This is a genomic window from Pseudorhodoferax sp. Leaf265 (assembly GCF_001422365.1).
Taxonomy (GTDB): Bacteria; Pseudomonadota; Gammaproteobacteria; order Burkholderiales; family Burkholderiaceae_C; genus Pseudorhodoferax.
The window spans coordinates 378,395-388,047 of the sequence record NZ_LMMT01000038.1 but is presented as its reverse complement, the minus strand read 5'-3'; the positions used below and the strand labels follow the sequence as shown (position 1 = coordinate 388,047).

Annotated in this window: 16 protein-coding genes and 1 tRNA gene; all 17 read right to left on the bottom strand. The window is 62.5% G+C overall.

Going from position 1 to position 9,653, the window contains the following annotated elements:
• Positions 1-92: 92 nt before the first annotated feature.
• Positions 93-1,007 (bottom strand): CBASS cGAMP-activated phospholipase, encoded by a 915-nt coding sequence (locus tag ASF45_RS28990; RefSeq protein WP_056671774.1) that lies wholly within the window; start codon positions 1,005-1,007, stop codon positions 93-95.
• 462 nt (positions 1,008-1,469) lie between these two features.
• Positions 1,470-1,546 (bottom strand) — tRNA-Met (locus ASF45_RS28985).
• Positions 1,547-1,571: 25 nt separating this feature from the next.
• A complete protein-coding gene (gene rplQ / locus ASF45_RS28980) occupies positions 1,572-1,973 on the bottom strand; it encodes a 50S ribosomal protein L17 (protein ID WP_056671771.1) in 402 nt (133 codons plus the stop codon).
• Between the two features lie 75 nt (positions 1,974-2,048).
• Positions 2,049-3,038, bottom strand: a complete 990-nt coding sequence (gene rpoA, locus ASF45_RS28975) for a DNA-directed RNA polymerase subunit alpha (protein WP_056671768.1) — start codon at positions 3,036-3,038, stop codon at positions 2,049-2,051.
• A gap of 108 nt (positions 3,039-3,146) precedes the next feature.
• A complete protein-coding gene (gene rpsD, locus ASF45_RS28970) occupies positions 3,147-3,770 on the bottom strand; it encodes a 30S ribosomal protein S4 (RefSeq protein WP_056671766.1) in 624 nt (207 codons plus the stop codon).
• 97 nt (positions 3,771-3,867) lie between these two features.
• A complete protein-coding gene (gene rpsK / locus ASF45_RS28965) occupies positions 3,868-4,272 on the bottom strand; it encodes a 30S ribosomal protein S11 (protein ID WP_056671764.1) in 405 nt (134 codons plus the stop codon).
• 18 nt (positions 4,273-4,290) lie between these two features.
• Positions 4,291-4,656, bottom strand: a complete 366-nt coding sequence (gene rpsM / locus ASF45_RS28960) for a 30S ribosomal protein S13 (RefSeq protein WP_056671761.1) — start codon at positions 4,654-4,656, stop codon at positions 4,291-4,293.
• 19 nt (positions 4,657-4,675) lie between these two features.
• Complete coding sequence (gene rpmJ / locus ASF45_RS34845) at positions 4,676-4,789, bottom strand: 50S ribosomal protein L36 (RefSeq protein WP_006297867.1); 114 nt, start codon at positions 4,787-4,789, stop codon at positions 4,676-4,678.
• Between the two features lie 127 nt (positions 4,790-4,916).
• Positions 4,917-6,236, bottom strand: coding sequence for a preprotein translocase subunit SecY (gene secY / locus ASF45_RS28955; protein WP_056671758.1), 1,320 nt, complete (start codon positions 6,234-6,236; stop codon positions 4,917-4,919).
• 29 nt (positions 6,237-6,265) lie between these two features.
• Positions 6,266-6,697, bottom strand: a complete 432-nt coding sequence (gene rplO, locus ASF45_RS28950) for a 50S ribosomal protein L15 (protein ID WP_056671755.1) — start codon at positions 6,695-6,697, stop codon at positions 6,266-6,268.
• 11 nt (positions 6,698-6,708) lie between these two features.
• A complete protein-coding gene (rpmD, locus tag ASF45_RS28945) occupies positions 6,709-6,891 on the bottom strand; it encodes a 50S ribosomal protein L30 (protein ID WP_056671752.1) in 183 nt (60 codons plus the stop codon).
• 14 nt (positions 6,892-6,905) lie between these two features.
• Entirely contained in the window at positions 6,906-7,430 is a 525-nt protein-coding gene (gene rpsE / locus ASF45_RS28940; RefSeq protein ID WP_056671748.1) for a 30S ribosomal protein S5, read from the bottom strand.
• A gap of 17 nt (positions 7,431-7,447) precedes the next feature.
• Entirely contained in the window at positions 7,448-7,813 is a 366-nt protein-coding gene (rplR, locus tag ASF45_RS28935; protein WP_056671883.1) for a 50S ribosomal protein L18, read from the bottom strand.
• 11 nt (positions 7,814-7,824) lie between these two features.
• Positions 7,825-8,358, bottom strand: coding sequence for a 50S ribosomal protein L6 (gene rplF, locus ASF45_RS28930; RefSeq protein ID WP_056671746.1), 534 nt, complete (start codon positions 8,356-8,358; stop codon positions 7,825-7,827).
• A 24-nt stretch (positions 8,359-8,382) separates the two neighbouring features.
• Positions 8,383-8,778 carry a 30S ribosomal protein S8 gene (rpsH, locus tag ASF45_RS28925; protein ID WP_056671743.1) on the bottom strand — a complete coding sequence of 132 codons (396 nt, stop codon included), beginning with the start codon at positions 8,776-8,778 and terminating at the stop codon, positions 8,383-8,385.
• 18 nt (positions 8,779-8,796) lie between these two features.
• Entirely contained in the window at positions 8,797-9,102 is a 306-nt protein-coding gene (rpsN, locus tag ASF45_RS28920; protein ID WP_056671740.1) for a 30S ribosomal protein S14, read from the bottom strand.
• 10 nt (positions 9,103-9,112) lie between these two features.
• Positions 9,113-9,652: a 50S ribosomal protein L5 gene (rplE, locus tag ASF45_RS28915; protein ID WP_056671738.1), complete on the bottom strand. Its 540-nt coding sequence runs from the start codon at positions 9,650-9,652 to the stop codon at positions 9,113-9,115.
• Between the last annotated feature and the right edge of the window lies 1 nt (position 9,653).

Here is a 9,653-nt window from a genome sequence, read left to right as displayed (position 1 = left end):
ACCAAGAAGTTATCCACACCGTGAGCCCTGCTGGGCTCTATCCAGGGTGGGTCAAAGTTCGATGGAAATGGTGGGTCAGGAATACGTGGAAATCAACACAATGCCATCAGCGTGCGCCGCGCCGCCTCGGTTGCGACGTCGAGCCCCAGGTCTTTGGCCTGCTCGTTGGATGGCTGAGCGTCAAGCCGGAAATACCGGTCCTTCAGCTTGTGCTGCATCAGTTGGTCCACCAGTTGCTGCTGCGACGAGATCGTGACGGAGAAGAGCCGGTTGTCATCCATCCAGCCTTGGATGCCCAGCCCGCGGCCGGACTCAAAGGACAACGAGTACATGTTGGTCGTCGTGCCGACGCTGAGGATGCGAACGGCTTCGGTGCGGACACCGAAGAAGTGCTCGGCTTCGTGAAGCGCCAGCAGGTCCGGCGCGTTGGCGTACAACCCGCCATCGGCGTAGCGCTGACCATCGAGTTCCGCCAGCTCGAAGAACGTCGGGGCAGCCGAGGTGGCCAGAGCTACGTCCACCACCTTGTATTTCCAATCGCGCGTCCACTCCTCCTTGTGCCGGGTCTTGAAAACCTGCGGGCGACCGCTTGTGACGTTGACCGCGGGGATGCCGACAGCGTGTTTGGCGTCGTTCAAGGTTGCATCCTCAGGAATGAGGCTCGTGATCACGTCCCGCAGGGCCTGTGACCGGTATCGAGGCTGGCTCCAGTGACGCCAGATGTCCATGCCCTTGCCGATCTTGCCCGTGGGCTTGACGCGCGGCGGAAAAATCTTCTCGCCCGATTTCTCGAAGGCCTGGACCACCTTCTGCATGGGGACCTCGAAGGCCACGGCCAGCGCGATGATGCCGCCGATCGAGGTGCCATAGGAAAGGTCGAAACGACGGCCGATGGGCTCGTTGATGTGCTCCTCCATCTCCTGCAGCGCGCGCGCCGTGAACAGGCCTCGGTAGCCTCCGCCAGTCAGTGCTAGCGCCTGAAAGGGGCGGCCCTCGTTCCACTCCATGCTTTCTCCCTCTTCTCTTGCCATGGAGATTGAGGATAGCGCCCATTCCGATTGCTGAATGATCAAAGGCAATAACTAAGGCAGCGCCGGATAGTTGCATCTGCGCGAGACCAGCGGCGTGATGGGAAATCACTGGTTCGCGGAGTTCCCTTCCTCTAGGGCGCCAGCGACACAACCACCAAGCACCAACCGTGCTGACTGCCTGGCTTCAGTCTGTGGCAAACGCTGACCTCTCCACGGAGCGCACACTCGTCCTCCAGTCCGGCCCGGTGAACCAAAAAAATCGCGAGGAACGAAAAGCCCCATGGGCCAGCACCCCAACGGTCAAGACAGCCGCGGATCGGTAGATGCTGGGCCACCGTGTGGGCCATACGTGGGCCACAGATGGGCCATGGCCATCCAGAAACGACGAAGCCCGCATTGAGCGGGCTTCGTAAGTGCTTGTCAGCACTTCTTCTTATTTGGTTGCGCGAGGAGGATTTGAACCTCCGACCTTTGGGTTATGAGCCCAACGAGCTACCAGACTGCTCCATCGCGCGGCAAGACAGCAAGTATAGCGTATTTTTACGCCTTCGTCTCTTCAGTGGAAGAAACTTCTTCAGAAACTTCAGCGCGGTCCACCAGCTCGACCAGCGCCATGGGCGCGTTGTCGCCGACGCGGAAGCCCATCTTCAGGATGCGCGTGTAGCCGCCGGGACGTGCCTTGAAGCGCGGGCCCAGTTCGTCGAACAGCTTGACGACGCTGTCGCGGCTGCGCAGGCGGTCGAACGCCAGACGGCGGTTCGCCACCGTGGCTTCCTTGGCCAGCGTGATCATCGGCTCGACGACGCGGCGCAATTCCTTGGCCTTGGGGACCGTGGTCTTGATGACTTCGTGCTCGATGAGCGAGTTCATCATGTTGCGCAGCATCGCCAGGCGGTGCGAGCTGGTGCGGTTGAGTTTGCGGAGTCCGTGTCCGTGGCGCATGGTGATTTCCTTTCTTTATCGATCAGGGCGGCCGTGTCAGGTACCGCCCGTTCACCAGGTTGAGGGGGGAAAAGATTATCGCTTGTCCAGACCTGCGGGCGGCCAGCTTTCCAGCTTCATGCCCAGGGTCAGGCCACGCGAGGCCAGCACTTCCTTGATTTCGTTCAAGGACTTGCGGCCCAGGTTCGGCGTCTTCAGCAGCTCGTTTTCCGTGCGCTGGATCAGGTCGCCGATGTAGTAGATGTTTTCGGCCTTCAGGCAGTTCGCCGAACGCACCGTCAGTTCGAGTTCGTCGACAGGGCGCAGCAGGATCGGGTCGAACTGCGCATTGCCGCGCGGTGCCGGTGCGTCGAACGCAGCCAGCTCGCTGCCTTCCAGCTGTGCGAACACGGCCAGTTGCTCGACCAGGATCTTGGCCGAGGCGCGCACGGCGTCTTCGGCGGTGATGGCACCGTTGGTCTCGATCTCGACGACCAGCTTGTCCAGGTCGGTACGCTGCTCGACACGGGCGCTTTCGACCGTGTAGCTCACGCGCTTGACGGGCGAGAACGAAGCGTCCAGCACGATGCGGCCGATCGACTTGGTCTGCTCGTCGCCATGGCGGCGCATGCTGCCCGGCACGTAGCCGCGGCCCTTTTCAACCTTGATCTGCATGTCCAGCTTGCCGCCTTGCGACAGCGTGGCGATGACATGCTCAGGGTTGATGATCTCGACGTCGTGGGGCGTCTGGATGTCGGCGGCCGTGACGACGCCGTCGCCGTCCTTGCGCAGGCTCAGCGTGACTTCGTCGCGGTTGTGCAGCTTGAACACCACGCCCTTGAGGTTCAGCAGGATGTTGACCACATCCTCCTGGACACCGTCGATGGACGAGTACTCGTGCAGCACGCCGGCAATGGTGACCTCGGTTGCCGAATAGCCCACCATCGAGGACAGCAGGACTCGGCGCAGCGCGTTGCCCAGCGTGTGACCGTAGCCGCGCTCGAACGGCTCCAAAGCAACTTTGGCCCGGTTCGGGCCAAGTTGCTCCACATTGATGGCTTTGGGTTTCAGCAGATTGGTTTGCATGCAGCTTCCTCTCAATACCCCCAGCTCGTTACACCGGTAAGGCTGGTGAAGTGCCTAGGCCCGCGTGCGTGCGGGCCCAGGAATAATTCGCTCGATGCGTCGCGCCGATCAGCGCGAATACAGTTCGACGATCAGCGATTCGTTGATGTCGGCACCGAACTCGTCGCGGTCCGGCGTCTTCTTGAAGGTGCCTTCGGCCTTGTCCAGGCTGACTTCCACCCAGGCCGGGATACCGACTTGCTGGGCCAGTTGCAGCGCTTCGACGACGCGGTTCTGCTTCTTGGACTTCTCGCGCACGGCGACCACGTCACCGACCTTGACCGAGTAGGAAGCGATGTTCACGCTCTTGCCGTTCACGGTGATGGCCTTGTGCGAGACCAGCTGGCGTGCTTCTGCGCGCGTGGAGCCGAAGCCCATGCGGTAGACCACGTTGTCCAGACGCGATTCCAGCAGCGACAGCAGGTTGGCACCCGTGTTGCCACGGCGGCGGTCGGCTTCTTCGAAGTAGCGGCGGAATTGCTTCTCCAGCACGCCGTACATGCGCTTGACCTTCTGCTTTTCACGCAGTTGCAGACCGTAGTCGCTGGTGCGCGAGCCGGACGTGCGGCCATGCTGGCCAGGCTTGGAGTCGAACTTGGCCTTGTCGCTGATGGAGCGGCGGGCGCTCTTCAGGAACAGGTCGGTGCCTTCGCGGCGGGAAAGTTTGGCCTTGGGGCCGAGATAGCGTGCCACTTGGTGTGTCCTTTGAATCAACTGCTGCCGCGGCATGCGGCAGGAGCCGTCGGTCAGATGCCGACGGCGGTGGGCTTATGAGAGAAGCGTGAGCCGCTCAGATGCGGCGGCGCTTTTGCGGGCGGCAGCCGTTGTGCGGGACCGGCGTCACGTCGGAGATCGACGTGATGCGGATGCCCAGCGCACCGAGTGCACGAACCGAGGATTCGCGACCGGGGCCGGGACCCTTGATCTCGACGTCCAGGTTCTTGATGCCCTGCTCCATGGCCGCGCGGCCGGCGACTTCCGATGCCACCTGGGCAGCGAACGGCGTGGACTTGCGCGAGCCCTTGAAGCCCTGGCCACCCGACGATGCCCACGACAGGGCGTTGCCCTGGCGATCGGTGATCGTGATGATGGTGTTGTTGAAGGAAGCGTGCACGTGCGCAACACCGTCGGAGACGTTCTTGCGGACCTTCTTGCGCACGCGCTGGGCGGCGTTGTTCGACGGTTGCTTAGCCATGGTGATCTCTCAATCTCTTTACTTCTTCAGGGCCTGGGCGGCCTTGCGCGGACCCTTGCGGGTACGGGCGTTGGTGCGCGTACGCTGGCCGCGCATGGGCAGGCCGCGGCGATGGCGGAAGCCGCGGTAGCAGCCGATGTCCATCAGGCGCTTGATGTTCATCGTCGTTTCACGACGCAGGTCACCCTCGATCGTGAATGCAGCGATCTGGTCGCGGATCTTTTCCAGATCGGCGTCCGTCAGGTCCTTGACCTTCTTCGCGTAGTCGATGCCGCAGGCTTCGCAGATCTGGCGCGCGCGGGTGCGGCCGATGCCGAAAATCGCGGTCAGGCCAATCTCGGCGTGCTTGTGCGGCGGAATGTTGATACCAGCAATACGTGCCATAACGTCCTCTTAAATCTGGTCAGCCTTGGCGCTGCTTGTGACGCGGATCGGTACAGATCACGCGGACCACGCCGTTGCGACGGATGATCTTGCAGTTGCGGCAGATTTTCTTGACCGAAGCCGAAACTCTCATAACTCTCTCCTAAAACTGTTTAGCCATTCCAACCCATTGGCGCGGAACACTCTCCACGCATGCGACAGGTCGTAAGGCGTCAATTCGACCGTCACCTCTGGCGTCGCATCGTCGCGACTTGCCAATCTCAACCGCCCTTGAAGTTCGCCTTCTTGAGCAACGACTCGTACTGTTGCGACATCATGTAGTTCTGCACCTGGGCCATGAAGTCCATGGTGACCACCACGATGATCAGCAGCGACGTGCCTCCGAAGTAAAACGGCACGTTGTACTTCAGGATCAGGAACTCCGGCAGCAGGCAGACGAAGGTGATGTAGATGGCACCAGCCAACGTCAGTCGCAGCAGGATCTTGTCGATGTAGCGTGCGGTCTGCTCACCCGGGCGGATGCCAGGAATGAACGCGCCGCTCTTCTTCAGGTTGTCCGCCGTCTCGCGGCTGTTGAACACCAACGCCGTGTAGAAGAAGCAGAAGAACACGATCGCCGCGGCGTAGAACATCACGTAGACCGGCTGGCCCGGGCTCAGCGTCGCTGCGGCATCGCGCAGCAGACGGGAGAACCAGCCCTCACCACCTGAGCTCATCCAGCCCACCACCGTTGCCGGCAGCAGGATGATGGACGACGCGAAGATCGGCGGAATCACACCGGCCATGTTCAGCTTCAGGGGCAGGTGGGACGATTGCCCGCCATAGACCTTGTTGCCGACCTGGCGCCGCGCATAGTTCACGAGGATCTTGCGCTGGCCGCGTTCCACAAACACCACGAAGTAGGTGACCAGAGCCACCACCACCACGATCAGCAGCATCACGATGATGCTCATCGCACCCGTGCGCACCAGCTCGAGCAGCCCGCCGATGGAACTCGGCAGACCGGCTGCGATGCCGGCGAAGATCAGGATCGAGATGCCGTTGCCCAGACCACGCTCGGTGATCTGCTCACCCAGCCACATCAGGAACATCGTGCCTGCCGTCAGGCTCACGACGGCCGTCATGCGGAAGCCGAAGCCGGGCGAGATCACCAGGCCAGCCGAGCTTTCCAGCGCAATCGCGATCGACAGCGACTGGAACAGGGCCAGGCCCAGAGTGCCGTAGCGCGTGAACTGCGTGATCTTGCGACGACCGGCCTCGCCTTCCTTCTTCAGTTGCTCGAAGGTCGGCACGACGTAGGTCGCCAGCTGCATGATGATCGACGCCGAGATGTACGGCATGATCCCCAACGCGAACACGGTGAAGCGCGACAGCGCCCCGCCCGAGAACATGTTGAACAGGTTCAGGATGCCGCCTTGCTGGCCGCTGAACAACTGACGCAGCTGATCCGGGTTGATGCCCGGCACCGGGATGTGTGCCCCGATGCGGTAGACAACCAGCGCCAGCAGCAAGAAGACCAGCCGGCGACGCAGGTCGCCGAACTTGCCCGTCTTTGCGATGTTTGCCGAACTAGTGGCCACCAGGCAGATCCTCGTTCACGACCTGTGGATCAGGCCAGGCTGCCGCCGGCTGCTTCGATCGCAGCCTTGGCAGATGCGGTGGCACCGATGCCGGTCAGCTTCACGGCCAGCGTCAGCTTGCCCGTGCCGATGACCTTGACGACCTTGGCTTGCTGGGCGATCAGCCCGGCTTGCTTCAGCGTCAGCGCGTCGACTTCAGCGGCGCCCAGCTTCTCCAGTGCGGCGAGGGTGACCTCGGCGTTGAATTGCAGCAGGTGCGACTTGAAGCCACGCTTGGGCAGGCGACGGTGCATGGGCATTTGACCGCCCTCGAAACCGACCTTGTGGTAGCCACCGGAGCGCGACTTCTGGCCCTTGTGACCGCGGCCTGCGGTCTTGCCCAGGCCGGAGCCGATGCCGCGGCCGACACGGCGCTTGGCATGCTTGGCGCCTGCGGCGGGTTGGATGCTGTTGAGTTCCATCGTCGTTCCTCTTACAGGACCTTCACCAGGTAGGCGATCTTGTTGATCATGCCGCGCACTTCGGGAGAGTCCTTCAGTTCGCTCACGCTGTTGAGCTTGCGCAGGCCCAGACCACGCACGGTGGCGCGGTGGGATTCCTTGGTGCCGATGGGGCTGCGCACCAGTTGCACCTTGACGGTTTGTTCGGTAGACATGTTCAGTCCCTCGCTCAGCCGAAGATCTCTTCGACCGTCTTGCCACGCTTGGCGGCAACGTCGCCCGGCGTGGTGGAGTTGCGCAGCGCGTCCAGCGTTGCACGCACCATGTTGTACGGGTTCGACGAGCCATGGCTCTTGGCCACGACGTCGGTGATGCCCAGCACTTCGAAGACGGCGCGCATCGGGCCGCCGGCGATGATGCCGGTACCCTTGGGAGCCGGGCTCATCATGACGCGGGCAGCGCCATGGTGGCCATGGACCGTATGGAACACGGTGCCGTTCTTCAGCGTGACCTTGAGCATGTTGCGACGGGCTTCGTCCATCGCCTTTTGCACGGCAGCAGGCACTTCCTTGGACTTGCCTTTGCCCATGCCGACGCGGCCGTCGCCGTCGCCAACCACGGTCAGTGCGGCGAAACCGAGGATACGGCCACCCTTCACCACCTTGGTGACGCGGTTGACCGCGATCATCTTCTCGCGCAGGCCGTCCTCAGGCCCTTCAGCCTTGCCCTGCATCTTCCCTTGCATTCTTGCCATGATGGATTCCGATCTCTTTAGAACTGCAAGCCGGCTTCACGGGCTGCGTCGGCCAGAGCCTTGACGCGGCCGTGGTAGGCGAAGCCGGAGCGGTCGAAGGCGACCTTCTCGACACCAGCAGCCTTGGCCTTCTCGGCGATGCGCTTGCCGATCACCGTGGCAGCGGCGGCATTGCCACCCTTGCCCGAGGCGCCCAGTTCCTTGCGCACGTCGGCTTCCTGCGTGGAAGCGGAGGCCAGCACCTTGGCACCGTCGCCGGAGATGACCGCGGCGTAGATGTGCAGGTTGGTACGGTTCACGGTCAGGCGTGCAACACCTTGCGTGGCGATCCGGATACGGGTCTGACGCGCGCGGCGCAGACGTTGTTCTTTCTTGGTCAACATCATGCTGCCCCTTACTTCTTCTTCGTTTCCTTGATCGTGACCTTCTCGTCCGCGTAGCGGATGCCCTTGCCCTTGTAGGGCTCGGGCGGACGGATGGCACGAATCTCGGCGGCGATCTGGCCGACGCGCTGGCGGTCGGCACCCTTGATCACGATTTCCGTGGGAGCGGGCGTGGCCACCGTGATACCGGCGGGCATGTCCACATTGACGGGGTGCGAATAGCCGACAGCCAGGTTCAGCTTGGCGCCCTGGGCCTGGGCCTTGTAGCCCACGCCGATCAGGGTCAGCTTCTTCTCGAAGCCCTTGCTGACGCCGACGACCATGTTGTTCACCAGCTGACGCATGGTGCCGCTCATGGCATTGGCTTCGCGCGATTCGTCGATCGGCGTGAAGCTCAGCTTGCCGCCTTCGCTCTTCACCGTGACCAGACGGTTCTGGGTCAGCGACAGCTGGCCGCCGGAACCCTTGACGCTGATCTGGTCGTCTTTGACCGCCACGTCCACACCCGCGGGAATGGACACCGGCGCTTTACCTACTCGAGACATTTGCTCTTTCTCCTGGCTGCCGGTTTAGGCGACGTAGCAAAGAACTTCGCCACCCACACCGGATGCGCGCGCCTTGCGGTCGGTCATGACGCCCTTGGGCGTCGTCACGATGGCCACGCCCAGACCGTTCTGGACCTGGGGGATGGCGTCGTGGCCCTTGTAGACGCGCAGGCCGGGACGGCTCACGCGCTCGATGCGCTCGATCACGGGGCGACCGGCGTAGTACTTCAGTGCGATTTCCAGCTCGGACTTGTTGCCGTCCTGGACGACGCGGAAACCGTCGATGTAGCCCTCGTCCTTCAGGACCTGGGCGATGGCGATCTTCACTTTGGAAGAAGGCAACGTCACCGTGGTCTTGGACACCATCTGCGCGTTGCGGATGCGGGTCAGCAGATCGGCGATCGGATCACTCATGCTCATTTCGAATCTCCTGCCTGCTTACCAGCTGGCCTTGGTCACGCCGGGGATATCGCCCGCGAAAGCCAGTTCGCGGATCTTGGCGCGGGCCAGACCAAATTGACGGAAGGTGCCACGCGGGCGACCCGTGATTTCGCAGCGGTTGCGCTGGCGCGTGGGGTTCGCGTTGCGCGGCAGCTTGTGCAGCGTCTGGCGCGCGGCATCGCGCTCTTCTTCGCTGTGCTTGGCGCTGTTGGCGATGCCCTTGAGCTCGGCGTGCTTGGCTGCGTACTTGGCAACCAGACGGTCCCGCTTCAGTTCGCGTTCGATCAAAGCTTTTTTGGCCATGGATCTGTCCTCAGTTCTTGAACGGGAATTTGAAGCCGGCGAGCAGTGCCTTGCACTCTTCGTCGGTCTTGGCCGTCGTGGTGATGCTGATGTTCAGGCCGCGCAGGGCGTCGACCTTGTCGTACTCGATCTCGGGGAAGATGATCTGTTCTTTGACGCCGATGTTGTAGTTGCCACGGCCGTCGAAGGCGCGGCCGCTGATACCACGGAAGTCACGCACGCGCGGCAGGGCCACGGTGACGAAGCGGTCCAGGAACTCGTACATCTTCACGCCGCGCAGCGTGACCATGGCGCCGATGGCCTGGCCTTCGCGGATCTTGAAGCCGGCGATGGCCTTCTTGGCCTTGGTCACGACGGGCTTCTGGCCGGCGATCTTGGTCAGGTCGCCGACGGCGTTGTCCATGATCTTCTTGTCGGCGACGGCCTCGCTCACGCCCATGTTCAGCGTGATCTTGGTCAGGCGCGGGACCTGCATCGGCGACTTGTAGCCGAACTTGGCGGTCAGCTCGGGAGCGACCTTGTCGCGGTAGTGTTCTTGCAGTCGTGCCATG

Coding starts and splice junctions, on each gene's coding strand:
- ASF45_RS28990 (WP_056671774.1), bottom strand. CDS start 1,007: ATGGAGTGGAACGAGGGCCGCCCCTTTCAGGCGCTAGCACTGACTGGC.
- rplQ (WP_056671771.1), bottom strand. CDS start 1,973: ATGCGCCACGGACACGGACTCCGCAAACTCAACCGCACCAGCTCGCAC.
- rpoA (WP_056671768.1), bottom strand. CDS start 3,038: ATGCAAACCAATCTGCTGAAACCCAAAGCCATCAATGTGGAGCAACTT.
- rpsK (WP_056671764.1), bottom strand. CDS start 4,272: ATGGCTAAGCAACCGTCGAACAACGCCGCCCAGCGCGTGCGCAAGAAG.
- rpsM (WP_056671761.1), bottom strand. CDS start 4,656: ATGGCACGTATTGCTGGTATCAACATTCCGCCGCACAAGCACGCCGAG.
- rpmJ (WP_006297867.1), bottom strand. CDS start 4,789: ATGAGAGTTTCGGCTTCGGTCAAGAAAATCTGCCGCAACTGCAAGATC.
- rplO (WP_056671755.1), bottom strand. CDS start 6,697: ATGGAACTCAACAGCATCCAACCCGCCGCAGGCGCCAAGCATGCCAAG.
- rpmD (WP_056671752.1), bottom strand. CDS start 6,891: ATGTCTACCGAACAAACCGTCAAGGTGCAACTGGTGCGCAGCCCCATC.
- rpsE (WP_056671748.1), bottom strand. CDS start 7,430: ATGGCAAGAATGCAAGGGAAGATGCAGGGCAAGGCTGAAGGGCCTGAG.
- rplR (WP_056671883.1), bottom strand. CDS start 7,813: ATGTTGACCAAGAAAGAACAACGTCTGCGCCGCGCGCGTCAGACCCGT.
- rplF (WP_056671746.1), bottom strand. CDS start 8,358: ATGTCTCGAGTAGGTAAAGCGCCGGTGTCCATTCCCGCGGGTGTGGAC.
- rpsH (WP_056671743.1), bottom strand. CDS start 8,778: ATGAGCATGAGTGATCCGATCGCCGATCTGCTGACCCGCATCCGCAAC.
- rpsN (WP_056671740.1), bottom strand. CDS start 9,102: ATGGCCAAAAAAGCTTTGATCGAACGCGAACTGAAGCGGGACCGTCTG.
- rplE (WP_056671738.1), bottom strand. CDS start 9,652: ATGGCACGACTGCAAGAACACTACCGCGACAAGGTCGCTCCCGAGCTG.